This window comes from Nocardia sp. NPDC059236 (genome assembly GCF_042754085.1).
GTDB lineage: Bacteria > Actinomycetota > Actinomycetes > Mycobacteriales > Mycobacteriaceae > Nocardia.
In genome coordinates this window covers 724,645-747,953 of record NZ_JBHZAF010000001.1, presented here as the reverse complement: position 1 = coordinate 747,953, position 23,309 = coordinate 724,645, and the positions used below count along the sequence as shown (strand labels likewise).

Annotated in this window: 49 protein-coding genes; 10 read left to right on the top strand and 39 right to left on the bottom strand. The window is 63.8% G+C overall.

The genetic code is table 11. From position 1 onward, the window contains the following. Nucleotides 1-56: 56 nt before the first annotated feature. From ACFXIV_RS03855 to ACFXIV_RS03770, 18 genes are all read right to left on the bottom strand, one after another. Nucleotides 57-539, bottom strand: coding sequence for a DUF4326 domain-containing protein (locus ACFXIV_RS03855; RefSeq protein ID WP_379400336.1), 483 nt, complete (start codon nt 537-539; stop codon nt 57-59). Beyond that, on the bottom strand, nt 532-942 hold the full coding sequence (locus tag ACFXIV_RS03850) for a hypothetical protein (protein WP_379400337.1): 411 nt from the start codon (nt 940-942) through the stop codon (nt 532-534). The genes ACFXIV_RS03855 and ACFXIV_RS03850 overlap by 8 nt, the downstream gene beginning before the upstream one ends. After that, on the bottom strand, nt 935-1,399 hold the full coding sequence (locus ACFXIV_RS03845) for a hypothetical protein (RefSeq protein ID WP_379400338.1): 465 nt from the start codon (nt 1,397-1,399) through the stop codon (nt 935-937). The genes ACFXIV_RS03850 and ACFXIV_RS03845 overlap by 8 nt, the downstream gene beginning before the upstream one ends. Further along, nucleotides 1,392-1,625 (bottom strand): hypothetical protein, encoded by a 234-nt coding sequence (locus ACFXIV_RS03840; protein ID WP_379400339.1) that lies wholly within the window; start codon nt 1,623-1,625, stop codon nt 1,392-1,394. Before ACFXIV_RS03840 ends, ACFXIV_RS03845 begins: the two co-directional genes overlap by 8 nt. Next, entirely contained in the window at nt 1,618-1,929 is a 312-nt protein-coding gene (locus tag ACFXIV_RS03835; protein ID WP_379400340.1) for a glutaredoxin family protein, read from the bottom strand. Before ACFXIV_RS03835 ends, ACFXIV_RS03840 begins: the two co-directional genes overlap by 8 nt. Continuing rightward, nucleotides 1,926-2,354 carry a hypothetical protein gene (locus ACFXIV_RS03830; RefSeq protein WP_379400341.1) on the bottom strand — a complete coding sequence of 143 codons (429 nt, stop codon included), beginning with the start codon at nt 2,352-2,354 and terminating at the stop codon, nt 1,926-1,928. Before ACFXIV_RS03830 ends, ACFXIV_RS03835 begins: the two co-directional genes overlap by 4 nt. Beyond that, nucleotides 2,344-2,544: a hypothetical protein gene (locus ACFXIV_RS03825; protein WP_379400342.1), complete on the bottom strand. Its 201-nt coding sequence runs from the start codon at nt 2,542-2,544 to the stop codon at nt 2,344-2,346. Before ACFXIV_RS03825 ends, ACFXIV_RS03830 begins: the two co-directional genes overlap by 11 nt. 185 nt (nt 2,545-2,729) lie before the next feature. Further along, nucleotides 2,730-3,029 (bottom strand): WhiB family transcriptional regulator, encoded by a 300-nt coding sequence (locus ACFXIV_RS03820; protein ID WP_379400343.1) that lies wholly within the window; start codon nt 3,027-3,029, stop codon nt 2,730-2,732. Next, nucleotides 3,026-3,205, bottom strand: a complete 180-nt coding sequence (locus ACFXIV_RS03815; RefSeq protein ID WP_379400344.1) for a hypothetical protein — start codon at nt 3,203-3,205, stop codon at nt 3,026-3,028. The genes ACFXIV_RS03820 and ACFXIV_RS03815 overlap by 4 nt, the downstream gene beginning before the upstream one ends. A gap of 108 nt (nt 3,206-3,313) precedes the next feature. Beyond that, the gene (locus ACFXIV_RS03810; protein ID WP_379400345.1) at nt 3,314-3,574 is read right to left on the bottom strand and encodes a hypothetical protein; all 261 of its coding nucleotides are present in this window, start codon (nt 3,572-3,574) and stop codon (nt 3,314-3,316) included. Then, nucleotides 3,571-3,927, bottom strand: a complete 357-nt coding sequence (locus ACFXIV_RS03805; protein ID WP_379400346.1) for a hypothetical protein — start codon at nt 3,925-3,927, stop codon at nt 3,571-3,573. The genes ACFXIV_RS03810 and ACFXIV_RS03805 overlap by 4 nt, the downstream gene beginning before the upstream one ends. Nucleotides 3,928-3,947: 20 nt before the next feature. Next, on the bottom strand, nt 3,948-4,559 hold the full coding sequence (locus ACFXIV_RS03800; RefSeq protein WP_379400347.1) for a hypothetical protein: 612 nt from the start codon (nt 4,557-4,559) through the stop codon (nt 3,948-3,950). A gap of 148 nt (nt 4,560-4,707) precedes the next feature. Continuing rightward, a complete protein-coding gene (locus ACFXIV_RS03795) occupies nt 4,708-4,872 on the bottom strand; it encodes a hypothetical protein (protein ID WP_379400348.1) in 165 nt (54 codons plus the stop codon). Next, nucleotides 4,869-5,762, bottom strand: a complete 894-nt coding sequence (locus ACFXIV_RS03790; RefSeq protein WP_379400349.1) for a hypothetical protein — start codon at nt 5,760-5,762, stop codon at nt 4,869-4,871. The genes ACFXIV_RS03795 and ACFXIV_RS03790 overlap by 4 nt, the downstream gene beginning before the upstream one ends. Next, nucleotides 5,759-6,115, bottom strand: coding sequence for a hypothetical protein (locus ACFXIV_RS03785; RefSeq protein WP_379400350.1), 357 nt, complete (start codon nt 6,113-6,115; stop codon nt 5,759-5,761). The genes ACFXIV_RS03790 and ACFXIV_RS03785 overlap by 4 nt, the downstream gene beginning before the upstream one ends. Beyond that, entirely contained in the window at nt 6,112-6,489 is a 378-nt protein-coding gene (locus ACFXIV_RS03780; RefSeq protein WP_379400351.1) for a hypothetical protein, read from the bottom strand. Before ACFXIV_RS03780 ends, ACFXIV_RS03785 begins: the two co-directional genes overlap by 4 nt. Beyond that, nucleotides 6,486-6,836 carry a hypothetical protein gene (locus ACFXIV_RS03775; RefSeq protein ID WP_379400352.1) on the bottom strand — a complete coding sequence of 117 codons (351 nt, stop codon included), beginning with the start codon at nt 6,834-6,836 and terminating at the stop codon, nt 6,486-6,488. The genes ACFXIV_RS03780 and ACFXIV_RS03775 overlap by 4 nt, the downstream gene beginning before the upstream one ends. Then, nucleotides 6,833-6,988: a hypothetical protein gene (locus ACFXIV_RS03770; protein WP_379400353.1), complete on the bottom strand. Its 156-nt coding sequence runs from the start codon at nt 6,986-6,988 to the stop codon at nt 6,833-6,835. Before ACFXIV_RS03770 ends, ACFXIV_RS03775 begins: the two co-directional genes overlap by 4 nt. 324 nt (nt 6,989-7,312) lie before the next feature. Between ACFXIV_RS03770 and ACFXIV_RS03765 the strand changes: the two genes are divergently transcribed. From ACFXIV_RS03765 to ACFXIV_RS03735, 7 genes are all read left to right on the top strand, one after another. Continuing rightward, a complete protein-coding gene (locus ACFXIV_RS03765) occupies nt 7,313-7,576 on the top strand; it encodes a multiprotein-bridging factor 1 family protein (protein ID WP_379400354.1) in 264 nt (87 codons plus the stop codon). Beyond that, a complete protein-coding gene (locus ACFXIV_RS03760) occupies nt 7,573-7,791 on the top strand; it encodes a hypothetical protein (protein ID WP_379400355.1) in 219 nt (72 codons plus the stop codon). The genes ACFXIV_RS03765 and ACFXIV_RS03760 overlap by 4 nt, the downstream gene beginning before the upstream one ends. A 299-nt stretch (nt 7,792-8,090) precedes the next feature. Beyond that, a complete protein-coding gene (locus ACFXIV_RS03755) occupies nt 8,091-8,642 on the top strand; it encodes a hypothetical protein (protein WP_379400356.1) in 552 nt (183 codons plus the stop codon). Next, on the top strand, nt 8,608-8,904 hold the full coding sequence (locus ACFXIV_RS03750; RefSeq protein WP_379421209.1) for a hypothetical protein: 297 nt from the start codon (nt 8,608-8,610) through the stop codon (nt 8,902-8,904). Before ACFXIV_RS03755 ends, ACFXIV_RS03750 begins: the two co-directional genes overlap by 35 nt. Next, nucleotides 8,901-9,386 carry a hypothetical protein gene (locus tag ACFXIV_RS03745; RefSeq protein ID WP_379400357.1) on the top strand — a complete coding sequence of 162 codons (486 nt, stop codon included), beginning with the start codon at nt 8,901-8,903 and terminating at the stop codon, nt 9,384-9,386. The genes ACFXIV_RS03750 and ACFXIV_RS03745 overlap by 4 nt, the downstream gene beginning before the upstream one ends. A 192-nt stretch (nt 9,387-9,578) precedes the next feature. Then, on the top strand, nt 9,579-9,935 hold the full coding sequence (locus tag ACFXIV_RS03740) for a hypothetical protein (RefSeq protein WP_379400358.1): 357 nt from the start codon (nt 9,579-9,581) through the stop codon (nt 9,933-9,935). A gap of 276 nt (nt 9,936-10,211) precedes the next feature. After that, nucleotides 10,212-11,117 carry a DUF2971 domain-containing protein gene (locus tag ACFXIV_RS03735; protein ID WP_379400359.1) on the top strand — a complete coding sequence of 302 codons (906 nt, stop codon included), beginning with the start codon at nt 10,212-10,214 and terminating at the stop codon, nt 11,115-11,117. A 27-nt stretch (nt 11,118-11,144) separates the two neighbouring features. Here ACFXIV_RS03735 and ACFXIV_RS03730 read toward each other — a convergent pair whose 3' ends face one another. Beyond that, nucleotides 11,145-11,636 (bottom strand): SLOG family protein, encoded by a 492-nt coding sequence (locus ACFXIV_RS03730; protein WP_379400360.1) that lies wholly within the window; start codon nt 11,634-11,636, stop codon nt 11,145-11,147. On the opposite strand from ACFXIV_RS03730, the gene ACFXIV_RS03725 reads away from it, so the two are divergent. Further along, a complete protein-coding gene (locus ACFXIV_RS03725; RefSeq protein WP_379400361.1) occupies nt 11,635-12,018 on the top strand; it encodes a hypothetical protein in 384 nt (127 codons plus the stop codon). The genes ACFXIV_RS03730 and ACFXIV_RS03725 overlap by 2 nt on opposite strands. A 32-nt stretch (nt 12,019-12,050) precedes the next feature. Here the strand turns inward: ACFXIV_RS03725 and ACFXIV_RS03720 are convergent, their stop codons facing one another. Genes ACFXIV_RS03720 through ACFXIV_RS03670 form a run of 11 tightly spaced genes read right to left on the bottom strand, consistent with a single transcriptional unit; the run spans nt 12,051 to nt 17,606 of the window. Next, nucleotides 12,051-12,362 (bottom strand): hypothetical protein, encoded by a 312-nt coding sequence (locus tag ACFXIV_RS03720; protein WP_379400362.1) that lies wholly within the window; start codon nt 12,360-12,362, stop codon nt 12,051-12,053. Then, the gene (locus tag ACFXIV_RS03715) at nt 12,359-12,724 is read right to left on the bottom strand and encodes a hypothetical protein (RefSeq protein ID WP_379400363.1); all 366 of its coding nucleotides are present in this window, start codon (nt 12,722-12,724) and stop codon (nt 12,359-12,361) included. The genes ACFXIV_RS03720 and ACFXIV_RS03715 overlap by 4 nt, the downstream gene beginning before the upstream one ends. Beyond that, a complete protein-coding gene (locus ACFXIV_RS03710; RefSeq protein WP_379400364.1) occupies nt 12,721-13,506 on the bottom strand; it encodes a VWA domain-containing protein in 786 nt (261 codons plus the stop codon). The genes ACFXIV_RS03715 and ACFXIV_RS03710 overlap by 4 nt, the downstream gene beginning before the upstream one ends. 43 nt (nt 13,507-13,549) lie before the next feature. Then, nucleotides 13,550-14,002, bottom strand: coding sequence for a hypothetical protein (locus ACFXIV_RS03705; RefSeq protein WP_379400365.1), 453 nt, complete (start codon nt 14,000-14,002; stop codon nt 13,550-13,552). Further along, nucleotides 13,999-14,700 (bottom strand): hypothetical protein, encoded by a 702-nt coding sequence (locus ACFXIV_RS03700; RefSeq protein WP_379400366.1) that lies wholly within the window; start codon nt 14,698-14,700, stop codon nt 13,999-14,001. Before ACFXIV_RS03700 ends, ACFXIV_RS03705 begins: the two co-directional genes overlap by 4 nt. Then, complete coding sequence (locus ACFXIV_RS03695; RefSeq protein ID WP_379400367.1) at nt 14,697-15,002, bottom strand: hypothetical protein; 306 nt, start codon at nt 15,000-15,002, stop codon at nt 14,697-14,699. Before ACFXIV_RS03695 ends, ACFXIV_RS03700 begins: the two co-directional genes overlap by 4 nt. Continuing rightward, the gene (locus ACFXIV_RS03690; protein WP_379400368.1) at nt 14,999-15,382 is read right to left on the bottom strand and encodes a DUF3310 domain-containing protein; all 384 of its coding nucleotides are present in this window, start codon (nt 15,380-15,382) and stop codon (nt 14,999-15,001) included. Before ACFXIV_RS03690 ends, ACFXIV_RS03695 begins: the two co-directional genes overlap by 4 nt. Next, nucleotides 15,379-15,705 (bottom strand): hypothetical protein, encoded by a 327-nt coding sequence (locus tag ACFXIV_RS03685; RefSeq protein ID WP_379400369.1) that lies wholly within the window; start codon nt 15,703-15,705, stop codon nt 15,379-15,381. The genes ACFXIV_RS03690 and ACFXIV_RS03685 overlap by 4 nt, the downstream gene beginning before the upstream one ends. Then, a complete protein-coding gene (locus ACFXIV_RS03680; protein ID WP_379400370.1) occupies nt 15,702-16,004 on the bottom strand; it encodes a hypothetical protein in 303 nt (100 codons plus the stop codon). Before ACFXIV_RS03680 ends, ACFXIV_RS03685 begins: the two co-directional genes overlap by 4 nt. Nucleotides 16,005-16,017: 13 nt before the next feature. Next, nucleotides 16,018-16,212, bottom strand: a complete 195-nt coding sequence (locus tag ACFXIV_RS03675) for a hypothetical protein (protein ID WP_379400371.1) — start codon at nt 16,210-16,212, stop codon at nt 16,018-16,020. A 38-nt stretch (nt 16,213-16,250) separates the two neighbouring features. Beyond that, the gene (locus tag ACFXIV_RS03670; protein ID WP_379400372.1) at nt 16,251-17,606 is read right to left on the bottom strand and encodes a hypothetical protein; all 1,356 of its coding nucleotides are present in this window, start codon (nt 17,604-17,606) and stop codon (nt 16,251-16,253) included. 132 nt (nt 17,607-17,738) lie between these two features. Between ACFXIV_RS03670 and ACFXIV_RS03665 the strand changes: the two genes are divergently transcribed. After that, the gene (locus tag ACFXIV_RS03665; RefSeq protein WP_379400373.1) at nt 17,739-18,041 is read left to right on the top strand and encodes a DUF6907 domain-containing protein; all 303 of its coding nucleotides are present in this window, start codon (nt 17,739-17,741) and stop codon (nt 18,039-18,041) included. Nucleotides 18,042-18,513: 472 nt separating this feature from the next. Here the strand turns inward: ACFXIV_RS03665 and ACFXIV_RS03660 are convergent, their stop codons facing one another. From ACFXIV_RS03660 to ACFXIV_RS03625, 8 genes are all read right to left on the bottom strand, one after another. Further along, nucleotides 18,514-18,789, bottom strand: coding sequence for a hypothetical protein (locus tag ACFXIV_RS03660; protein ID WP_379400374.1), 276 nt, complete (start codon nt 18,787-18,789; stop codon nt 18,514-18,516). Beyond that, nucleotides 18,786-18,950 carry a hypothetical protein gene (locus ACFXIV_RS03655; RefSeq protein ID WP_379400375.1) on the bottom strand — a complete coding sequence of 55 codons (165 nt, stop codon included), beginning with the start codon at nt 18,948-18,950 and terminating at the stop codon, nt 18,786-18,788. The genes ACFXIV_RS03660 and ACFXIV_RS03655 overlap by 4 nt, the downstream gene beginning before the upstream one ends. Beyond that, nucleotides 18,947-19,378: a DUF6221 family protein gene (locus ACFXIV_RS03650; protein WP_379400376.1), complete on the bottom strand. Its 432-nt coding sequence runs from the start codon at nt 19,376-19,378 to the stop codon at nt 18,947-18,949. The genes ACFXIV_RS03655 and ACFXIV_RS03650 overlap by 4 nt, the downstream gene beginning before the upstream one ends. Then, nucleotides 19,375-19,581 carry a hypothetical protein gene (locus ACFXIV_RS03645; protein ID WP_379400377.1) on the bottom strand — a complete coding sequence of 69 codons (207 nt, stop codon included), beginning with the start codon at nt 19,579-19,581 and terminating at the stop codon, nt 19,375-19,377. Before ACFXIV_RS03645 ends, ACFXIV_RS03650 begins: the two co-directional genes overlap by 4 nt. A 20-nt stretch (nt 19,582-19,601) precedes the next feature. After that, nucleotides 19,602-20,432: a hypothetical protein gene (locus ACFXIV_RS03640; protein WP_379400378.1), complete on the bottom strand. Its 831-nt coding sequence runs from the start codon at nt 20,430-20,432 to the stop codon at nt 19,602-19,604. A gap of 124 nt (nt 20,433-20,556) precedes the next feature. After that, entirely contained in the window at nt 20,557-20,775 is a 219-nt protein-coding gene (locus ACFXIV_RS03635; protein WP_379400379.1) for a hypothetical protein, read from the bottom strand. Next, nucleotides 20,772-21,752, bottom strand: a complete 981-nt coding sequence (locus tag ACFXIV_RS03630; RefSeq protein ID WP_379400380.1) for a hypothetical protein — start codon at nt 21,750-21,752, stop codon at nt 20,772-20,774. The genes ACFXIV_RS03635 and ACFXIV_RS03630 overlap by 4 nt, the downstream gene beginning before the upstream one ends. Nucleotides 21,753-21,796: 44 nt before the next feature. After that, complete coding sequence (locus ACFXIV_RS03625) at nt 21,797-22,045, bottom strand: hypothetical protein (RefSeq protein WP_379400381.1); 249 nt, start codon at nt 22,043-22,045, stop codon at nt 21,797-21,799. 116 nt (nt 22,046-22,161) lie between these two features. Between ACFXIV_RS03625 and ACFXIV_RS03620 the strand changes: the two genes are divergently transcribed. Beyond that, nucleotides 22,162-22,476 (top strand): hypothetical protein, encoded by a 315-nt coding sequence (locus tag ACFXIV_RS03620; protein WP_379400383.1) that lies wholly within the window; start codon nt 22,162-22,164, stop codon nt 22,474-22,476. Here ACFXIV_RS03620 and ACFXIV_RS03615 read toward each other — a convergent pair. Further along, a complete protein-coding gene (locus ACFXIV_RS03615) occupies nt 22,473-23,144 on the bottom strand; it encodes a DNA-methyltransferase (RefSeq protein WP_379400384.1) in 672 nt (223 codons plus the stop codon). The genes ACFXIV_RS03620 and ACFXIV_RS03615 overlap by 4 nt on opposite strands. Nucleotides 23,145-23,309 lie beyond the last annotated feature (165 nt).

Genomic DNA, 23,309 nt, shown 5'->3' with positions numbered 1-23,309 from the left:
AGCCGACGCATCCCCACATGCCAGCCACGACGGGACCGACCATGCTCGCGAGAGGTTCAGCCACGGCCGCTCACCTCCGGCTCAGCGTTGGCGATCTTCAGCAGCACGTCGGCGTGGCAGGGCTGATCGAGCGGGCACCAGCAGACGAGGTCGCGGCCGGCCAGCTCGGTGCGGACGTCCTCGATCGTGACGGGCTGGCCGCGGTGCTCGAGGCGGATCCATCGGGCGTCGCGCAGGTGCACGGCGTCGCGTGTGAGGACCTCTCGGTACAAGGCAACCGCCTCGGCGCGAGTCAGATTGCGGATCTCGCAACGGGTGACGCGGTCGCCGCCGTGGAAGTAGTCGTGACGCATCCCCGCTGCGGAGATCCGGTCTTCGTACTCCCAGTCGGCACCGGTGACCGCACCGGGCACGCACGCGAGCCCGTTCGAGCCGCCGAGCGTGAATGGGTTGCCCCATTTCGTCGGGCGACCGACGTACACAGCCCCTTCGGGTGAGCGCCATCCAGCGGTGCGTTTGCGTTGGATGCGTTCAGGCATGGTCGTTCACCTCCGGCTGCCACAGCACGGTCCACTGGTCGGCCGGCAAATGCATGACGCACTCCGACCAACGCGTCACAAAGCCAAGGAAATGGACCTTGGTGTTGTGACCGAGCCATTCACCGTCGCCTCCGTGGTCCACAGAGGCGACGTCGCCATCTGCGGACCGGAGGAGAGTGCCGGTCGGCATCGCCTCGATCTCGGTGGTGTCAATGACGCGGGCGGGTGGACGCCACCCCTCCAGATTTGCCAGCGCGTTCTTCGTCGCTCGTCCACGCCGGAGGATCGCGTCCTCATCAACCGGCTCGGTGCCGCGCCCCGGACCGACCCAGCCATCCAGGCCCGCGGCGTTGCCGTCATCCCAGGCGTCTTCGAGAAGAGCCCGGATCGTGTTGTCAGGCACGGTTGTTCACCTCCCGCAGCCCGTAGACGCGGCGATCGACGGCGGAACTGTCAATCTTTCGCAGCTCGGCGGCCTCTCCCTCGGCGCTCTCAAGGGTCGGGTGCACGTCTTCGATCAACGGGGGAAGGTTGGCACCCGGGTATACCGCGACTGCGTACCCGATCGGCTTTTGCCGCGCCTCCAGCTCGGCGATGCGCGCGCGGGCCTTGGCGAGATCTGCCCCCAGCTCGGCGACGCGTTCCCACACCACCTGCCAGTCACCGTCACCGGTCTCGTCGATGATGTCGTGCAAACCGGTAGCGTCCAGGGCAGCCCGGCACTGGCGCTCGATGATGACGCCCAGCGTCTTGCAGGCGCGACGGAACTGCGCAACCTGCTCCTGCACCTGCCGCCGCGACTTCCACACCGCGCCGAGCGCAGACATGGCCGCCTCGAAATCGGTTCCTTCGTCACGCATCGGTGTTCTCCTCGATGAGATCGGCGAGCGCGCGCAGGGTCGGCGGCGTGAGCCCCCACGGCGCGAACAGCGCGGGCTGGAATCCACCGTCGATGACTCGCCCTGCCTCGACGCCGCGCATATCGGCTGGTGCGTTCGGGTGGTCGAGCAGCACCACGATGTCGCCGTCCCGTTCGGTGAGAGTCACGATCGATCCGGTGTCGGTGGTGATAGTGCGGTCAGGCATGGTCGGCCTCCTCTACGGGTGCGCTGGGAGTCCAGTTCCGCAGCGCGTTGGCGAGCTGATCGATCTTGGTGAGCTGGAACCCGGACCAGTGCATGTCGCCCGCGACGATGACGGGCAGGGACTGATAGCCCAGGTTCCGCACACGTTCAGCAGCGTTCGCGTCGCTGCTCACATCACGTTTCACGAACGGGATCCCCCGAGCCACAAGCGCTTTCGAGGTAGCGACACACTGGCCGCAGCCCGGCTTGCTGTACAGCACTACGTTCGGGGCGTCGACATGAATGCCCGGATGGTCGCCGGTCATCGTGGAATCTCCTGGAGGGCAAGCGCTTCGGCGAAGCGCGGCGGCGGGTTGGTGACTCCGAGATCGGCGAGCATGCGCGCGGCGTCACGAAGCGCGCCCCGGTAGATGTCATGGTCGCGGGAGTACCGCTGCTGCTTGGCCGCGATGGCGGTGTAATGCTGCTGGGTGTCGTTGTGCAGCTGCTGGAGTTCGGCGCGGGCGGTGTCGCGCTCGTCGGACACCTGCTGGTGCTGGGCGTCCCAGATGACCTGGCTTTGGTGCATGGTCTGCCGCAGGTTGCCGAGTGCGGTACGGGCGGTGAGCAGTTCGTCGGCCATGGACCGCTCGTTGGCGTTGGCGCACACGTTCGCGTCGTCGCGGAGCTGGCGCAGGCGGTCGTCGGTCAACGGCTCGGGTACGGGCAGAGGGTTGTGGTTACTCGCCATCGGTGGCCTCCTTGGTCGCTTCCTCGTCCAGCTCCCAATCGCCGGCCATCTCGAACTCGTGGGCGCACTGGTTGCACAGGCTGGGGGGCAGTCGGTCCCACGCGGCGTCCTCGCCTGCCTCTCGAGATTCGGCTTCGACGGTGACAACGTGGCTGGCGTACTGCTTAAAGACGTAGGTGAATTCAGGCATCGGGTTCGCCGCCCTGGTAGCGGTCCAGCACGGCGGTGCGGTGTTCGGCGATCTCACCGGGACTGGGGACGTAGTGTCGCATCATTCGTCGCACCTGCTGTCGTAGGTTTCGTCGTAGGTTTCGTCGCACGACACGCGCGCAACATCGTGTGATGCATATATCGACATGGTCGAATCCCTGTCACTCATACGGCTTCGGCAAGGTCGTCGCGGTCCCGGTCGACGTAAATCCGCCCACCCCAAATCCCGGGAACCCGCTCCCCTTTCGCGCGAACCAACTCGTCGTGACGCTCATCGCATTCGGTTCGCAGCGGGCACGAGAAGCAGAGATTGCGGGCTTTGAAGTGCCGATCGTCCTTTTGCTTCTGCGTTTCACCGTCGACGTAGTAGTCCCACATCGACGCGCGACGTTTCCGCATCCACTGCTGGTAGTAGGGCTGCCGGCAGACGGCGTCGGCCCAGACGTCGTTGATTCTGAGGGTCATTCGCGAACCACAGCGATGATCGGGGCGAGTAGCGAGCCGACGAGTACGAGCGGGATGGCGGCGATTGCGCCGAGTATGCGGGCGAAGGGTTTCGACGGTTTCATGGCGTTCTCCGGGTGGTTCAGGAGTGAAGCGTTGAGGGGCGGCTGAGCGTTCTCCCCCGGTTCGCTGGCCACGTGTTGATCATAGTATCGCTTGCATTGCATTGTCTACATTGCACTGCATATGCACGGCTCGCGAGATATGGATCTGCCGCGCAGCGGGTTCGCTGCGCGGCAGGAGGGTTAGGCGGCGGCGGTTGAAAGCTGTTCCGCGTGCACCTGTTCGGCTTTGACGCCACGGGATTCGAGGTAATGATCCTGGTCGGCAGCCTCGTGGGCGCGGAGCTGAGCCAACGAATGCAAGCCCTCGACGTAGCCCTCGAGCGCCTTCTTGGCTTCGGCGCTGCCCTTCGGCCCGGTCCAGTCGGCTTTCTCGGCGAGGTCTTCGAGGAGTTCGTAGTGGCGGCTGCCGTATCCGTAGTTGTGGTCACCGCGCCGGTTCATGCGGCAACCTCGCTCACCAGGTCAGCGTCGCGGGAATCGTGCGCGGCGAGAATGTCTTCCAGCCAGGCGAGGGCATCCCGGTTGCTGGCGGCGAACAGGCCCGCGGCTTCTTCAGCCCACAGCCCGAGCAGTCGGGCCGCGACGGTCTCGACGTCTTCGACCTCATGAGTGGTGAAGTTGACGACCTCAGTGGCGTCACGCAGGTTCCCGGGCTCACGTTTGAACGCGTAGCCGCCGTTCAGCCGGATCGCCCAGCCGGCAACGCAGTTCGCCCATTTCGACTGGTCGAAGGTTTCAGGGTTCTCGGTCGCCTGCTGGTGGACGCGGCGCATGAGGGGAATGTTGTGTTGCATTGGGGTTCACCTAGTCTCGGTTAGCCGCGGTCTGCCGCGGGCTGGCACTGAGTGGGAATGAGCACAAGGAGCGCCTCGATACGGCGGATCTTCTCGTCCGAGTCCTGGATTGCGGCGCCTGTGATCCACGGGCGATGGTCGTGCTCGTCGGCCAGGCCGCGTGCCAATGCGTTGGCGTAGTCGGCGCGCTCGTTGTCCGTCAGCTTCGACCAGCTGGCGGGGAGTTTGACCGCTCCGTCGCCCCAGATCGCATCCGAGGCCAGCTGGTATCCGACGTTGACGATGTGGAAGTCGGCGCGGCGGTCGTAGAACGCGGCCTTATAGAAGACGCTGACGCGTTCGACTTCCCGCTCGTCCACGATCTTCGAGTGCATGGCGTGGTCGGTGGCGACCTTCTTCCAGCCGTCCGGCAGGGTCGCGAATACGAACAGGTCATCGCCCGGGACGTCGTCACCGCGGATGAAGCCCAACGCTTCCGCTTCAGGCCACGGTCCCTTCTTCGGAAGCTGGGAGCTGCTGACGATCTGCTGCTGGCCGGCGGCCTCCATGTCGGTGATGTATTTGTCGGTGCCGTCGGCCATCGCGCCGAGCAGATGGACCAGGGAGTCGCGGCTGGTGGTGTTCTCGATCATTGGGTGCCTCCTGGGGCGAGTGAAAGTGGTTGGTAGGGGCGGCGCCTGGCAGAGCGGGTCATCCCAGGCGCCGCGCTCCTCCTTCACGGCTGCCGTCCGCGCGGGTCACGGTGTGGGTCGCGGCGGTCAGTCCGGAAGGTCTATGGGGTCACCAGCGGTAGCGGGCGCGTTCGGTGGCGCTGATGCGGTTGCCGTATCCGAGGGCTTCGGGCCAGGTCGGGAAGGTGTCGAGGCATTCCCATGCGTCGGGGGCGGTGTGTTTGAAGACGGCCCACTCCCCTATCGGCGTGCGGTACACGGAGACTCGCTTCACGACAGCACCTCCACGAAGCCGTTGCCGTAACGCTGATCCAGGTCGATGCCGGCGACGAAACTCTCGGTTCCGTCGATGTACTCGCGGAAGCTGTGCAGACTGAACCGAATCCAGCTGTATGGACCATCCCGATGCTCAGCGGAAACGAACCGAACGCCAAACGGGATCTCCGCCACCGTCTGCCAGGTGCGCGGCTCGACGGTCTCGGGCAGAACCTCGGTGTAGATGTTCAGCTCGTCCTTGAAAGCGGCGAGCCGATACATCGAGCCGCTGGCGAGATGGAGGCAATCGGTTTCGCGCCGCTCATAGACGTTGTTGGGCACGTAGTCATAGAACCGGGTGCCGACCGGGATGTCGGTCACGCTGCTCCAGGTGCGCGGCTCCGTCAGGCCGACGACGTGGGCCTCCATGATGGGCTCATCGTCTCCCACCATTCGCTGAAGCTCGCCGATCAGCGCCTGCACATCAATCGGGCCGCCGGGCTGGCGCCACTCCCCCTCCTGTAGGACGCTGATCAAGCTCCGCACGCGGGCCGCCAGGAACGAGGAATCGGGCGCAGCTTCATCGAGGATCGGTGCGTCCGCGATTCCGTCGTCCGCGACGTGATCCTCGACGACCGGGCGGATCTCCAGAGTGGTGCGGACACGGACCTCGACGACACGCGAGTTCTGCATGAAGTGCGTCTGGAGGCCGTAGCCGGTCAGGTCGGTTGAAAGCTGCATCCGGACTGACCGCGCGACATCGGGCGCATCCCACAGGTAGGCGGATTGCCCATTGGGAAGCATGCTGTGGACACCGCCCGCTCTGTCCCAGCTGCCCAGGTCGTCCACCAGCACGCCGGTCGGCAGTTCGATCGCGTATCGCGTTGTCTCGGTGACAGTCTCGGTCATCGCGTAGCTCCTTCGGTGAGGCAGGACTGCATGTAGTGGGTGAGGCCGGCGAACGCGTCCTGGTCGTGGGTGCGGAGCCATTCGATGGCGCGGATTGCGATCTGCCGGATGAACTCGGCGTCGTGATCGGCTTCCCACGCGACCAGTCGGGACAGCACTTCACGAACTCCGCCGGCGGCCAGGTCGACGCGGAGCTTCGGGCCAGGGCCGTTCGCGTTGGCGGCTACTCGCAGGAGGCAGAGGCTCGATTCCTTGTCGGGGCAGCCGATTTCGACCGAGTAGCCTTCGCGGTCTACCACGGGCGCGTCACCGAAGTAGGTGACGCGCTCCGCGGGGTCTTCGCGGGTGATCACGCGGGCACCGAATCCACGAGCTGGGGCATGGTGGTGCGGCTGACGACCACCTTCACCATGGGGTCGTCAGGTTCGACACCCCAAGGCTGGTAGAGGTACTCCCACATGAACGGCGCGGTCTCTTCGACGATGTCGGCGAGGAACTCGATGGCATGCTCCCAGCAGAACGCGTCCTGTTCGTGACTGCCCCAACGAGCCGCATCGGTGTCGCGGTCGTAGTCGATACTCCACCAGTCGATGTGGACGCACGCGGGGTGAGGTTCGCCAATGCAGCACTCCGAATACGCGAAATCGGATCCGTCTACATCGATTTCGGCGAAGTACTTGTCATCGTCGGGCAGCCCGAGCAATCCGCGAAGCTCATTGATGTTCATGCCGCCACCGCCCGAGCCTCAGCCGCGGAGAATGCTCCGTACTGGATGGCCCAGTAGTTGACGGTGACGTCGGTGTCGTGGTCGATGGAGCGGTCTTCGCGGTCGAGGATGCAGCGCACCTCGTCGGAGGCGTGTTCGGCGCAGAACATGGCGTCGGTGACGATCCAGCCGTCCTCGGGGTCGTCGACCGTGAATTCGACGTAGACGGCTCCGAACATGTCGCAGCAGTCGCAGACCGGGTGATCGCGGAACTCCTTGGCTTCCCGGTCGACGATGCCGGTGAAGCGGGGCGCCCAGTCGGGGATGTCGAGGACGCTGCGGACCTGGAAGGTGTCGGGGTCGATCATGCCGCCACCTCGTTCGCGAAGTCGGCTTCGGTGTAGATGAATTCGCAGCTGGTGTCGCACTCTTCGTGGCCGCAGTGCTGGCCGGCGTCGCTGTAGCGGTTCTCGTACATCTCGCAGTACTGCGAGGGGTCGAGGTGGGTGGGGTTTCGCATCGTTTCGCTTTCGGTTGAGGTTCCCGGTGCCAGCCGGTGTTTGATGAACTTCACACTATGCAATGCATTGCGCTGGATTCAATAGCTCGCACTGTGCCGTTACCGAACCGTCATCAACTGGTCAGCGCGAGGGTGCGACACCCTCACAACGTGGACCGACCTCGAAATTTCCTGCATACAGTCCATTGCACTGCATGCCGTGCATTGCTATCGTTGCGCCTGCGGGCCGTTTCACGGGCACAACGGCGTGAACGAGCGAGGGCCAACGACGTCCCCCGCGCACTGAACCGGCCCGCACTCCCCTACTCCACGAAAGAGTCGTGAATGAGCCACCGGGCAGACCCCACATATCAGACCGCTTATCGCGCAGCCGAACTCGCCTACCAGCTCGGTGAGCAAGTCCGGTCAGCACGCCAGTCACTCGGGTGGACGCAATCCGAGCTCGCACTGAAGTCGGGAATGAAGCAGAACGCGATCAGCCGTCTCGAAGCAGGTGGCGTCGTGCCGAGTGTCGTGACCCTGGACCGCGTCGCGACTGCCCTTCAGCTGCGGCTGACCATCGAGTTCGCAGCCCCCGATGCCCGATGAAGCACGTATGGCTGGTGCTGCGTTCGGGCTACGAGGAAGACATGCCGTTGCGTGCATTGCCGACGAAGGCGAGCGCCAAGAAGTGGGTAAAGAAGCAGGACCCCGCCCTGCTGTTCCGTTATGAAGACGCGGAGCTTGTGGTCGCGTCCCCGCGCGGGAAGGACTGGGTGGCCCAATATCTCGTGCAGCGCATCCCGTTCGGAGATGACCAGTGAGCAGTGGACAAACGCATCGTGACCCGTGGAACTTTCCAGACATGAAGTGGCGGGCCTGGAAACGGCTGAGCCCTCGACAGCGGCTCGCGGTCCTCCGGCGAAGCCAGCGCCTGGCGGAGCAGCGGAAAGCATCGGAACGCGTGACGTGTCGTGACGACGTCCGAGCCTGAACGACCAGATCTCACCGCCTGGCGACGTCGGCACGAGATCCGCAGATCGAATGCGGCACAGCCGATCCCGTCCAAGCGGCGCGAACGGCAACCGAAGCATGAGCGAGAACGAAAGGAACGTGACGGGCAATGACCTTGATCAATCTTCCCGAAGGCCGGACGCTGCCGGAGCCGTTCGAGGGAACAGCGTTGGACCCGATCCGTGGGTTCGCTGGCTGCTACGAAGGCCACCTTGGGTGGGCGGCGTTTCAGTGGCCGGAGTTCGAATTCGATGACTGGTTCTGCTCGCGTGAAAAGCGCGAGTGGTATCAGGAGCGGTTCGCCGCGATCAAATCCGGGGCCGAGGAGCCGCCGTTCGACGTGACTGGTTGCCCGCCTGACGAGTACGGGGTCGGGGACTCGGCTGAACAGATACTCGCGCATCCGTATCTGGCGTGGGTGTTCACCGATCCGCGGGATCTGATCGTCGTGTTCACGGAGGTTCGCCGGGAGGATCAGCCGCGACAGGGCGGCTGGCGGTTCCACAAGCACGGCAGCTACATCGGCGTCCACGATGTCGAGTGGGAGTACCTGGCCGAGCAGGATGGTGTTCGGGGCGAGCGAATTGATTCGGTGGTCATGTACCACGTCGTGCAGGTGCGCCCGAATGCCGACCACAAGCCAGGGCAGCGAGATGGCTGACCAGGTGCCGGCGCCGAATGCCTGCCGCTGGTGCGGGATCGACGAAAGGGGGCATTACCAGCAATGGTCATCCGAGGTGAAGTGGCACCTCTGGGTGGAGCCGACGCCCGAGCAGCGGAAGGAACGAATGTTGAAGAGGAGGCTGGCATCATGGCCCAGCTCAGGACCGAAAGCCAGCGCTGAAGCCGAAGATGTCAGCGACCGCTCGTATCGTCGATCATCGGAAGAGAAGGACCAACTCGTGGAAGGCTGGACTGATTGAAATTCGACGAGCCGCGCGCAGCAGTTGAACGTTACAACTTCGTTCGGCACCCGACGCTTGGCCACCATGAGCCGGAAATTCCGGACGAACCTGGAGAGGTTCATGCTGTCCTTCCATCATGGTCAAGAGCCCGTCATCTCAATCAGTTGATGCAGTCTCGGGAGATCTTCTTTGTCGAAGACGGTCCTCGTGAGCGAGCCATGTGCGGTCGGTTGGTGTCGGTCGTGCTGCCAACGGTCTTCCGCGGCGGGGGTTCCGAGGTTTGTGAGCGCTGCGCTAGAGAAGTCTCTGAACGGCGTTCCGATCCTGTTAGATGGCGTGAGCGCCAGTCAGATCGAAACCGCATTCGCGCTCAGCGCCGCGAGGACCAAGAAGTCATTGACGATTACCGCCGGATGCAGGCTCAGCGTGCATTGCTTGCAGAGAGGCAGCGATTGCTCGGCCGTAGCGAAGGCGATGAGGACAACCATCACCGCATCTGAACATTTGATCTGGACGCAGAGACCAATCGAGCCCCGAACCGCGTGCGTCGGTTCGGGGCTCGTTCGGGGGTAATCGCCCGCACTGATCGCCTCAGTTTGGTTGACAGCGAATGTTAGAACGCACCTTGTCGCCCCCTGTCGGTAGGGTCCGGTGTAAGGGCAACATTCCAGCGATGCGAGGTGGTAGGCGAGATGGAGTTGTACTGCGGGCGAGCACCGATGATCCCGATGACGGTTACACGGAAGCGTGACGACGGCACTGTCGCCGAGTTCATCGTTGAGGCGGCAGACCATCTGAACGGGGCGGTCTGCCTGGATGTTGATGCTGACATCGCAGTTGGAGATGAGTTGTCGTACTATCCGCCGCACCTGAGCATCCGAACGCTGCTCGTCGTTCACGTGAAGCGGTTCCGCCCGAACAGTCAGCTCCCACCTGAGCTCGCCGGAACCACTGCCCGTTACGAGGTGCTCACTGGTGAGCCCGTGGAGATGTACTGTGAGACCTCACCATTCGGCGACGATGAGTTCAGCGAATCTTCGGCGCACTGAGCAGGCGGCTGGGCGGTGGTCGTGATGTCCAGCACACGCACTATTCAGTGCGACCGCCCAGCATCCGCGGGACACCGCCGGCCTGCACTTTCCGCTACAGCAAGCACCTGATTCAGGCGAGGTCGAGCTGGACGTTCAGATCATCGGGATCGTAACCCATCTCGCGAAGATCCCGTCGGCGTTACCAGTCCATTCTGGCTTGGACGGTAGCCAGGCGACCCGCCGCAACCAGCGGAACGCCAACCGCGTCACCACTCGCGCGTAGAGTCTCTTAACGTGCCAGATTCCTTGTACCACTACACAACTGCGGCCGGTTTGCTCGGGATCCTTGAGCCGTTGACAAACACAGATGACCTTGGATTGGCCATCGAGACGACGTCGGTCCGGTCCTTCTCCCTGTGGGCAACCGATGCCCGGTACCTGAATGACTCAGCAGAGCTGACCTTCGCAGCCAAAGAGCTCGGTTCTGCAGTTATTGAACAGCTCGATGATCTGGCCGACGACGAGCCGCGGAAAGAGATACTGCAGCACGTTGCGGAACGTATCCGCGAGGGCGACTTCACAACGGAGGACGTCACATACACGACGCACTCGCAGGCGGCCTATGTGACGTGCTTCTGCACGGATGGCGACTTGCTCAGCCAATGGCGCGGATACGGGGCAAACGGTGGTGGCTACTCGATCGAGTTCGATTCACGTGCCCTTGAGTATCTCCTGGTGCCAGCACTCCGTGCAGGGGACGCGGTAGTCGGACATGCCATTGGATCCCCGTTGGTCCAGGTGAACTACGGTCTCGACGACGAGAAGCTTCGGGAAGCCGCAAAGTTGATCGTTGAAGGCGAACCCGATTCTGCGCTGTTCAACATGCTGAGCTCCCTCGCACAGTTCAAACATGAAGCCTTCGCCGAAGAGGACGAATGGCGGATTGTTGCGTCTAGGCCGACGTTCTACACGCCGCTTCGGTTCAGGCCAGGACCAACCGGCGGAATCACCCCTTACATTCGGTTGATCAGGCCGCAGCCAGTCGATGATCTCACCGTCATCCCGTCCGCCATCAGGTCAATCACGGTGGGGCCGGGGTCGGACCAGGACCTGAGAGAGGAAGCTCTCCGACAGTTGCTCGGCCAGAGAGGCTTCTTGGACGTAGAAGTCAAGCGGTCCAAGACAACGTACAAAGGCTGAGTCCAGCGCTGGCCAGAAACCCACATCTCATTGCGCTGTTGGGCTGGCTCCATCGAGGTGGATTTCGTTTACTCGGATCCCTGCGGCACGCGCGCGTCTCATGCAGTCGCGCGTGCCGCGGGAACCAGGGAGTGGGAAGCCGAGACACCCGTCCGCGCCAAGGTCCACCATGTCCTGGTTGCGGAGGTTGCCGGCCATCGGGCAGTACAAGCGCCCGTTCTTCCGCCGCGGCTGGTGCCGACAATCGCTGTCGCAGTCGCGTTCCCAGTCGGCGGGGTGCGGCTCGGCGATGATCGTGTATTCGGGGTGGCGGGCAGCGATGATCGGGGAACGTGCCCATCGGTCGGCGATGGCGTCGAGTCCGGGTGGGCGCCGTGGTCGGCCGTCTGGGCAGTTGCCGTGGACGACAACGAGTGTGGAGCCGGCTGGCAGCTGGACGAGTACTCCGGTGAAGGCGTGGTCGACGGCGTGCCAGTCGTTCCAGTTGCGGCTGCCAGTGACGAGGAGCCGAAAGATCATGCTGACGCTTCGGTGTTCGGGCTATTGCTGGTTTCCGCGCAGTACGGAGCTCCGGGATTTCCTGAACAAGTCACGCAGCGGCTTCTTCTTCAGCGGCTTCCCATCTCCGGGAGAGGTGTCGTCGCTCGGCCAGGTTGAGGACCACGCCGCGGTCGATGACCTCGGTTACGCGCGCTGCGGGTGCGTGAAACGACTCGATCGGGTCTTCGACGGACGGCTGCCACTCCCCCACGAATTCGACGCGGTACAGATCACCGTTCCAGATCTGCGCATAGTGCTTGGCGTACAAGCGGTCCGGGGTCGCGAACACGCGGTCGGCGTGCTGTGTGGCCTGGTTCCGCCGGCGCCGGTGGCGCGGTTGGAAGAGGTCGCCAGCGCGTAAGCCTGGCACTCCGCCGAGGTAGAGGTGTCGGGTCAAGCGGCGTCACTTTCGATGGTCTGCCAGTCGTGGGTCCATCTGCGCTGCTTCGGAGTTCGGCGGACGACATCCCCCTGGAAGTTGAAAACCTCGTAGCCGCCGGACTCCTCGACCCCGGTCGGCAGCATGTCACCGATGGCGTCCGTAAGCTTCGCGGCGTCGCTCCGGTAGCGCTCGCGAACGATCTCCGGAACGCGCGCCCAGGTCCGCGCGGGTGCGGCAGGGGTCGCGAATTCGTCTTCGTCGCTGGTGAACTGGGCGACGGCCAACCGCTCGATGGCCAGCACACGAATCTCGGCTGCGTTCATACCGCGTTCTTCCATTCGGTCACGTACCGCTGCAGCCGAGTGCAGGGCTTGGCTACCGACGTGACAACGCCTGTGGCGCTGATGCTCTGACCGACGTAACCGTCCTCAAGTTCCCGGAGCTCCTGCCCGGTCGGCAGGAGATCGCCCAGGGCGTCGACGGTTTTCGCGGCTTCTCGCCGGTACGCACGCCGCGTGTAGTCGTGCTCGGGTGCTTCGTCGTACGACAGCGGGCCGGGTGAGGGTTCGCAGCCGCGGATTGGTGGCATGTCGTTGACGGCTTTCCGCCATGCTTCGTACTTCCAGCGTGCGAGCCGGTCGATCGCCTTGTCCCGGATTTCGTCGCGGGTCTCCTCTGAGTTCACTGCAGGATGCCTGCCGCTGTTGCGGCGTCGACCCAGGTCCGCCACTCGTCGACCATGACGTCCGCGAATGCCAGATCGCTCATGCTGGCTGGGTCGGCGACCCGCTTCGCGTCGAGGTTGTCGATCAAACCTGGGATCTCGAGGTCGTCCATTTGGTCCCAGAACGGCGCGGGAACGAGGGTGAGTACCTTGACGAACACCGCGTAGCGTTTCAGTTCCTTCAGCGTCGCAACGACTTTGGACCGATCCGTCGGATCGTCGTCGGTCACGATCACCACGTACAGCGGGGACGTGGCGGTCTTGGCCATGTCCAGCACGGCATTCAGTGCCCGCGCGAGGTAGGTGCCGCCCATGTCGTTGGGCCGGTAGATCTGCCGGTTCACGATGTCGGCGTAGTTGGACAGGGTCACTTCGACGGTCGGCCACAGCTGCGAATCGAACGGGATGACGGGGATTTTCCCGTCGCCGTCGATCTGCAACGCGAAGGCCAGGGCGCGGTCGACGAGGGTCTGCACCATGCCGTTGCGGTAGCCGCCGCGCATCGAGCCGGAGTGGTCGAGGATCAGAACGGCTTCGGCTCGGATGCCGTCGAGTCCGGCCTTGGACAGGCTGATTCCGGCTTTGTCGAATTTCTTGACCAGGTTGACGCCGGCAGCGGCGACGGTGTCGCGGTGCGTGGCGGGTCCGGACCCTTTCGTCAGGGTCACGGCACGTGGTGCTGCTGCGATTTCGGCGGCCAGGTTCGCGGTGGAACGCTTTGGCGCGCGGGTGAAGATGCTCATTGGTTTTCTCTTTCGTCCATGTCTGCGATCCATTCGTCGAGGCTCAGTGCTTCACTCCCAGCCGGTCCATGAGCTTGTCGTGCCAGTCGCGGTCGTTTCGGTAGCCTTCGGCTTCCACGGCGGCGAGTGCCCCCGTGATGGCGTCGATTTGGGCTTGGTCGCGGGCTTCGGCCGCCTCGGCCGCTGCCTTGAGTTCCGCGGCTCGCCGTCGTTCGGCTTCGGCCCATCGGCGCGGTTCATCCAGCCACTCGGCGTAGTCACTGGGTTCGAAATCGGCAAGAAGGAAGCTCTTCTCGTGGCCTGAGCAGTCGATGACGAGTTCGATGCCGCTGGGATCGGCGCGCGCTTCGTACAAGGTGACCGCGGCGTGCTTGTTAGCGCCGAAGCGTGCACGGATCTGTTCTGCCAGTTGACCTATTGCGTCCGCTTTCGGACCGAATCGGTAATCCGCGTAGTCGAGCCATTCGTCGATGGTCGACACAGTCTTCTCGATCACGCCGCCTGCCCTTCGACGGTGCTGTCACCCTGTGAGGTGAGAGCTGCCGCTTGGCGTAGCACGGCCATCACCTCGTCAGGGTCGCGGTCCCACCACGCCTCGAGGTCGGGGAAGCACCGATACGCGTAGTACCGGTCGTAGTCGTCTTCGAACTGCGTTTCGTCCACGCCGATGAGCGGGTAGACCAGGTCTGCGGCTTTCTCCCACAGCGCGTACATGCCGGCGGGCGGGCGGGCAGCGCTGCATTCGGTCCACATGCCCCGCTCCGGGCAGATCCCCAGTTCGATCGCTTCCCACAGGTTCCGACCGCCGATGGCGATCGCGTCGGTCAAGGCTTCGGCGAGTGTCTTGGTGATCGGTTCCGGTACAGGCAGGTGCTTGATGAGTTCCGGGTCGGGTTCCCGGTTTTCGAGCCAGGCACGTGCCGGTTCGATGTCGTCGATGGTGTTCATCGCGACCGCAATGTCTTTGACATCGGTGCCTGGCTGGCCACAGGCGAGGCTGAGAACGAATTCGAGCCTGGTGAGGTCGAAGCAGCAAATGATCCGTACAGGGTCGTCACTGGTCTCGCCGAGGCGCTCACGCACCTGGGCGGCAAGGTCGCCAGTTGCCCAAACCTGTTGCCCCATGCGTTGGAGAGGGGTGAGTTCGATCCACTCGTCGAGGGTGGAGACCGTGCGAACATCGTTGTCGCTCATGCTTGTTCCTCCAGGTAGGTGCGTTCGCCGTACCAGCCGCGCTCGCTGGGCACGAGTTCGTCCAAGGCCCAGTTGAAGATGTCGCAGATGGTCTGCATGGCGGCCGCATTGCTCTTGTTGTAGAAAACGCCGAGCTCGCCGACGCCACCGTTGTCCCAGTTGACTGCCATGATCGGTCGGCTGTCGTCATTGGGATCGCCTGGTTTCGAGCCCGCCGGCCACCACACGCAAAGGCCGCCACCATCATTGGCTTTCATCCAGGCCAGGGCTCGGGCGGCCAGTTCAGCTCGGTAATCGCTCACGCGGCCTGCACCTCGTACGCGCGGATCGCAGACTCGACGCGGCGCAGCGCTTCACCGAAGTTCGACTTGGCGATGTCGATCAACGGCTCGTACGGCCCGACCGCAAAAGGCAGCACGTGCACGCTGATCAGGTCCTGCACGAAGCCGTCGAGACCGGGCAAGGCTGCGCCGCGGCTCAGTTCCTCCTGGTCTTCGATCGACCATCGCAGGTAGACGGCGGCCTTGCGGAGGTCTTCGAGCCCGTTCTTCTCCTGGTGGCGCCACACGTATTTGAAGGCGTTGCCGGCGTTGAAGGTCAGGTGCCGTGTGATCGCGATGCATTCACACGTGAATCGGCCCGTGCCGTAATGAACGGGGTGGTTGACAACATCGACGGTCATGCCGCGATCTCCTGTGACTTGAGGCGGATGCCGTAGTTGGCGCCGCGTTTACAGCCGATCCACGTGCCGGCGATGACGCCGCGGTCGATGGTGGCGAGCTGGATGATCGCGAGCATCTCGGTCATGAACATCGGGTACTGGCGCCCGGTTTCGATGTCCTCAGCGATGTAGCGGGCAGCGGACTGGCCGCGCACAGTGCCGACGATGCGCAGGCTGGCCGTGAACGGTTCGTTCCGGCGCCATTCGCTGAGTCGGCCGGGGAATGCGTCCATGTGCCCGGTGACAGTGTTGAACGGGATCTCGGGGAAGGTCTTGCGGCTCATGCGGCCTGCCCGGTCGTGCCGAGCGCGGTGATTGCCTGTGCGATCAGCTCGTGACCGGCCTGGTCGTCGCAGGTGTCGAAGTAGCCGTCCTCATCGAACGTCGCCTCGATCAGACCAGCACGCGCGAGCGGTTCATACAGTTCGTATTCCCAGCCCGAGTTGCCAAACGGCCGCTTCCCGCCGAAAGCCTCACCATCCGCCCACAGCTCCCGCAACAGCGCGAGAAGGTATCCGCGGATGGTTTCGGCGTCAGCGTCGTTGTCCTGCATCGGCAAGTCGAGGATCTCAAGTGGAGTCATCAGGTGCGTGCTCCTACCGGCCGTGGCGGTTGGTCTTGCGGGCCTTGCGTGCGGCGCGGTTCTTCACTCGCCGACGCGAGATCTCGTCGTCGGGGACGGTGCCGGCGTAGATCGGTTTGCCTTGGAGGCCGAGCAGGATGGCGCGTGCCCATGGGGTGTCGTAAGGGTCGGGACGAGTGTCGCGCGGCAGAGGGGTGATTTGGAGCATGAGAGGGTTTCTCCTGTAATGGATTTCAATGTCGGCGGTCACGCCACAGCGGATTCAGCAGGTCCTGGAATTGCGCGGACTTGGCCTTCGGGCCGGTACACCCAGTTGCCCGTGACGGTGTTGAGGCCGGCACGCTCGTAAGCGACGAGGGGGATTACTTCTGCAGTGCGCGGCATGTCCTCACCGGGCGTGAAGAGCTCGAGCCGTGATGGCCGAGCGGCGATGCGATCGACCTGCGAGCCCGGTCGGTGGAGGTTCTGGGTGCGTCCGTTCCCTGGTCCGCCTCGCAGTTCGCCGGTACGTGAGTCCGGTGCCAGCCAGAACAGTTCGCGAGTCACGATGCCTGTCTGCTCGTCGCGTCCGACTTCGGTGGCGGCGATGTCCGCGATGTGGACGGCTGGGAAGTCCTGTCGGACCCGACCACGGAATTCGGCTGCGTGCATGTGGTCCAGGTCCGCGTCCATCGCGGAATGCAGGCTGTGGAACGGGAGCCGGTAGTCCTGGAGCTGCCGGAGTTGGTCGAGGGTGAGGATCGGGTCCTCGTCCCGCAGGTACCAGCCGTCAGCCGGAGGGCGTTCGTAGGAGTGCACTTCCATCCAGTACCGGCCGTCGAAGCCGACACCATGCCGTGCATGGATCCCCGTGTACCGCTCCGACATCAGTTCGACCACTTGACGACCCACGCGCAGCACGTAGCGCCGTGGCTCCGTGATCATGTGGGGCGGGTTGTAGCTTCCGAGGTGGTCGTATTCGGCGGTTTCGAGATGGATGTCGTCGTGGCCGCGGATGTCGTCGCATCGCCACCAGTGCGGGCCGGATTGCACGGCTGCCGCTGCGCCGGTGAGGATCCCGTAGACCGTGGCGCTGCGGCTGGGCTCGATCAGCAGCTGGAAAGTCATTTCGAGGTTCCGCAGTGACTGCGTCCACCGCACGAGGTCCAGAGAGGCTTCGTCGGCTCGCGTGAACTGGATCCCGCCGCCGGAGATGTAGCCGATGGACTCCCAGTCCTCCCAGCCCTCGTTGCTCCAGACACGAACCGTCGCCGGCGGGCTCGGCGGTGTGACTGGTGTGAACTCGCCTTCGAATGTGGATCCGGGGCAGATGATTTCGGAGTCGTCTTCGTCGTACCGGTAGGCATCGAGCGCAGCAGCAGTCTCCTCCGAGACCCGTGGTTCGTCTTCGTAGTAGGCGACCGTCGAGCGATGCAGGCGCCGCATCTCCCGCATGCGCGCGGCGATCGCCAGCCCGTGCCACGGCTCCGAGCACCACTTGTGCGGGCACACGTCTTGGTTGACGTCGTGGTCCCACCCGGACCGGTTGTCGAAGCCGGCGAGCTGTTCGTCGACGAGTTCGTCGATGGCGTCGAGGATGTCGCGGCCGGCCGGGTCAGTCACACGGCTATTCTCGAGACGAGGTCAAGCCAAGCTCATAGATTCATTCGATGGGTCCGGTCTTCCCCTGTTCGCAGCCAGCTATTCACTGGCTGTGGCGGGCAGAGTCCTTCCGGGTTGGGCAGGATAGAGCCCATGAGTCAAAACCCGTGCCCCCGATGGTGTTCCGAACATATCTACCTGAATGCCGCAGACCTCGACGCGGAGCCACTGCACCGCAGCACCCCCGCGGATTTGGCCATCTCGGGCTCGAACCTGGCGCAGGTGTCGGCGATGGTCCGGGTCCAGCTCGAAGGGGCATACACCTCTGAGGGGTTGCTTGACGAGTGGGCCGATCTCAACATTGCGGGCAACGGCACCGAACTGACCGCCGTGGAACTGCGCTCGTTGGCGCGCCTGCTCGACGAGGCCGCCGATCGGCTCGAGGGCGCACGGTAGCTCCAGCCACCCTGAGATGACGAGAGCCGGTCGCGGAGGGGGGGTTCCGGGACCGGCTTCGCCAGACGCACATCGGCATTTATTCCTGATGTGACGGCCGTTACAGTACGCCGATTCGCCGGCAATCTCGAGCCGACATGCTCAAGCAAGCGGCGTTCCCGTCCGGAAGTCCTTGAAGGTCTTGTCAGACGGAGCGAGTAAGCTGTTTGTCGCAATACACCCCTCTGGGGTGACAACTCCACATAGAGAGGAGCAGCCAGAATGAGGCGCTGCCCTGAATGCAACACGCAGGTTCGGATGACGCCCGCCGAGGATGGGCATCTGGTCTTCGAGCCGCACGACGTCCCGGACTTTGAACGGGACCTCATGATCACTTGCCCGCAAAGCAATCACGGTCTCGGGCGGGACCGCGGCAGTTACTGATCCACCGGGCGCGACCCTGTGCGTCGGCGGCGATCAGTTCCGCCGACGCTCATGGGTTTGATTCTCCGGCGTCAGGCAGGAACAGATTGGCCGGCGCCGGGATTGCATGCACGTCGGTGTAGTGCCAGGTGCTGTTGAGGCGCAGCGGATGTCGTTGCCTCTCATCTCCTCGCTCGACGACGAAGTAGAGGCCATCTCCGGCCATCTGGGCGCTGACCACATCGCCCGGCTGGAGATCGATCCCAGTGGCCATGTGGGTGTAGCCGTACGCGTCAGTGAACTCGACCGTACCGCCGGCGATTGTCAAGGAGGGCTCGCTGCTCACGGGTTCAATCCTGCCTCGAAATCGGGGTCAATTTCGTCACCGCCGTCGTAGGGGTTGAGCGTGTTGGGACGAGTCTTCTCGTCCGATGATCGCTCGGCCCACAGCATGTAGTCGCGTCCCGCTTTGAATCCATGGTGGAACGCCTCGGCCAGGGTTGTCACAGCTTCCACTCCTGTTGGTAGTCAGGGTGTTCGGCGTACGGAGCCGCTAGCACGCGAAGCATGAATCGAGCAGTATCAGCCCGGCCCCTGTCGTAGGCGTTCGTTTCGGGATCTCGACCGGGGCGCTCTTCGGCCTTCTCTTCCTGGTTGAATGCCGCGAGCGCAAAGCCGAGTGCGTGACGTTTCGCGGGTACCTCAGCGAGCACGCGCGCAGGGTCGTGGCGAGCGATGTGATCGGACGTGCGCCCGAGTTCGGGGGCTAGAAACACGTTCGCCGAGTCCGCGACGGATTCCACATTGCCGCCGTGCCCGTCCCCGTACATCACCGACTCCCAGTCGCGTTCGAGATAGGACGGGCCTGCGGTCGACCACTCAGCGATCCGTTCGTCCTCGGCGATCCGGGCCTTCAGAAAATCCTCGATGGTCACTCAGTCGTCTCCTGTCCGAAGATGATTCGCGCGCATTCGTTGTAGAACTCCGCATGCCCTTCAGGTGTATCTGCACAAGCACGGATCAAGTCGCGAATGTCATCGAATTTGCGGCCCAGCTTCATCCATTTGTCTGCGCGAGCGCGCTCGGCGGCGATGCTCGCTTCGGCGATCAGCTGGGCCACCGCGTCCACGGCGGACATGAACTCGGAAGCAGAGTCGCTCACGTCCGCGGTTCGGGGCTGCCGGCTGCGGGACGGCCAGGATCGTCCACGTTGTCGAATGCAGGGTCGACTTGCCGTCCGAGCGCCATCACGCCCGTCGGGGTGCCCGTGATGTTGCCCTTGAGCACGTCCCAGAAGCCATTCATTACTGGCTCTATGAGCGCAATGATTTCGTTCGGGTTGATGGCCTCGCTAAAGATGCTGGCCCGCAGGGTGGAGCTTTTGTGAAATTCGGCGGTCCGGAAGCGCTTGTCGTACTTGTCGATCCGGGCCTCCCATTCGTCCAGAACGTCCCAGCGAGGGCTCCACTCAGGCAGACGCTTGAAGAAGGCGCTTCGTATCGACTTGCCGGGTGTTTCTCTGCCCTCCTCGAGCCAGTAGACGAAACCCATCAGCCGGTCCCACAGGATCCGTGTTTGGCCGATCCCTGCCTGCATCAAGTAGAGGTGCTGGAAGTACTGCCCTGGTCGGCTCGTGGGGTCGTCATCGAGGCTGAACTCGGTGCCGCTGAGAAGCGCGTTCCAGGTGCCACCACTGACACGTGTGACGAAGTAGAACTGCATCTTCAGGTCCATCACGGCATAGGCCAGGTGGGGAAGGCGGGCGATGGGATAGATGCCCGCCGACTGGTAGGGCTCGAAGAAATCCTCAAGGAGCCGCCAACTCAGCACCGGCTCGTGCTCGAGGAAACGTTGGCTAACGGGCGGTGGGAAGCTTCTCTCATAGGCGGAGCGGACGGCCGTCGAGATCATCCCGTCGAAGGTTTCGAGCTGATCGCGGGCGGCGGCGAGCCGTTCGTCTAGGTCATCCGCAGATTCGGCCACTGTCATCCTCCGATTCTCCCCCAAGGGATTCCGTGCTTCCCAAGGGGATGAACCCTCCCGGGCTGGGGACCGGCTTCGGTTTCAGACCCAGTGCCGGTCGGCGTGGGGATTATTGAGAGTGGTACGCGGCTCAGCCTGGCTCAGAATGCTCACCCCTGTCGGTGCCTATCGAGATGGTCCACTCTGGCGGTTCGGTTCGCGCCCATGCTGATTCGAGCTCCGGTGGGAGCGCCGGCACCATCCTGAAGTCTTCCGGCCCGATGCGCTCCCCCACCTCGAACTCCGCCGGAGTCATGCTGCGGTCCTGCACGGTGAGAATGTAGTCGGGTTGCTGCGCAGCGTCGGTCATCGTTTCGGTCCTCGTTTCGGTCGTTGGCCGCGTCGATCGAAGGTGCGTTCCTGCACCCAGGGGCGCGGCTGCTCAATGCGGGTGGGGTGCTGGCATCGGTAGGTCGGGACGAGCGTGGCTTGTCGCCGCGGCGGAGGTGTCGGTTCCGCGGGGTCGCCGATGGTGATCTCCCACCGCACAGGAATGCCGGAACCCCAGCCGCGGATGATGGGCCGCGGATACTGAATTCGCCGCGGCGGCTGGATTCTCTGCCCCCACGCTTCCAACGGCCATCGTTCCGAGTCGAGGCGCGCAGTCACTGAAAGCCCGAACGCTGGGGTCCGGTCACCCTGTCTCGCAACCGATTCGAAGCCACTCCCCTGATCGACCCACACCAAGCCGTCGGCGTACTCGGTGTCTGGATCGAGCAGCGATGGCGCCGGCGGATGTTCTTGCATGGCCCGGTCCAGCACGGGGTCGGGTGCGGTGGGCGTGTCGTCGGCGTGTGGCCATTCGGCCGGCAGCAGCGGGTTCGGTGGCAGGACTAGCCGGTGCAGTGTGGACGAATCAGGTATGTCCCAGGAGCCGAGGATCGAGGGCAATTCGTGGAACGACGCCGCCACCGTCCGCAGGCTGGCGGCGAAGTCCCCGAACAGGGACACGGCCGAATACAGGAGCGAGCCGATGTCTGGGTAGTGCGCGGGCCGCGGCCATTCGTACGGCTTCGCAGGCGCGGGTGGTCCGGTGAAGTCTCCACCCGGGCAGATCACTTCGGAGTCGTCGTCACGGTACCGGTAGTCCGCGGGCATTGTTCCGTGCCAGCGCATTTCGCGCATGCGGGTGGTGATGGCGAGCCCGTGCCAGCTGTGCCAGCAGCCTGGCCACTGGCATTTCGGGTAGCCGGGGTCGCCGTAGTCGTAGCCGCCGATCAGTTCGCCGGCGTCGAGCTGTTCGGAGATCAAAGCGTCGATGTCGGCGAGGACGTCACGAACTGGCATGCGCTCATTCTCGAGAGCGAGTCAAGCCACCCGGGCGGCTCGATCTACCCCATTGGTTCTTCGCGGGGCGCTTTTCGGCCGGGCGTCGATGGCGCGATTCCGTGGTCGCGGGCTACGCGCCGGAGATAGGCGGCTGTGTACGGTGATTCGTCCGCGACATCGGTGGGGCGTTCGCCGGCGCGCAGCGCTGTGATTGCTGCGTCGAAGACTTCCTTGCGGGCTTCCTCGGTCCGAGCAGACAGGCGGAGGAACTTCTTCGTCGCCTTCCTGAGGCCGTCCATCTCCGCGGTCACTTCCCGATCGTATCGGGTTTGGAAAGCCGGTCTGCTGATCAGCTGGACCAATGCGATACCGTGTATCGCAATAGAGGTTCGCTTTCTAGCGTTCACCCTTTGCGGAGGATTCTCGTATGAATGACATCGAATCTGGTTGCAGCATCACGTTTTCGCGTGGCCGAGCCGATGACGGGACCGAGGTGTTCGTGGGGACCTGCACTGCCTGTGGGCTACTGATTCGAGCAGCGACACGCGAGGATGCCCAGGCCCGGTTCGACTATCACGTGAGCATTCCCGCTCCTCCACCGGAAGTCCTGCGCCGGCCGATCACGCCCGCGGACGTGGACAACTACCCGGAGTACTTCCTCAACGGCAGCGGCTATGGGATCGCCGCGCGGCTCACCTGCGAACACGGGCGGGCGCTGACCGATCCGTGTGATGAATGCTAGGCCGCGGCACCAAATTCGAAGGAAGCTTCCGCGAGCCTGTTCGCGATGAGTTCGCAGTAGCGTTCTTCGAGCTCGATGCCGATCGCGGGTCGGCCGAGGTTGCGGGCGGCGACGAGCGTGGAGCCGGACCCGGCGAACGGGTCGGCGATGACGCCGCCGACGCTGCGTGCGATGAGGGTTTCCATGAGGCCGAGTGGTTTCGGGGTGGGATGGCCTATCTTCCTGGTCAACGCCGACGGGCTGACAGATGTACGCAGGACCGATCCCATACGCCGGTGTGTGCCTTTGGGCCATTTGCCCCATAGGTAGACCTCTTCGTGGCTGGACCCGAAAGCGCAACTGAGGTCGCCCATTCCTGGGCCGGAGCCGTCTGTCTTGTCCCAGACGAGTACGAGTTTGATTCCGGGAGGTCTTGGGACGCGCCAGGTTCCGAACATGAGAGCAGGGTGGCCGGGGTTGTGTTCGAACCATCGTGTGAGTGCTTGGTCTCGGATTTCGGTGGTGTCGTCGCCGGCGATGAGGGTTGTTCGTCCGCCGCGGCCTGCATAGGACATGCCGTAGGGCGGGTCGGTGATGAGTACGTCCGCGGCGAGCCAGGTGTCGATGTCCAGGCAGCTGCCGTGGTACAGCGTCACTAGGTTGTCGCTGTAGTACGGGGCAACGGTCATGGTGCCTCCCGAGCCCAGATGTGGGCTCCCATTTCAGAATGCGACCGTCTCGTGGTCGCGAATGTGAGACGAGCGTGCACATCATCGCTCGGGAGTCAAACCGGCTGGTTCAGTCGTCTTTGCTCATGGCGTGTGCGTAGTAGCGTTCCGGCTGGCGACCCCGCT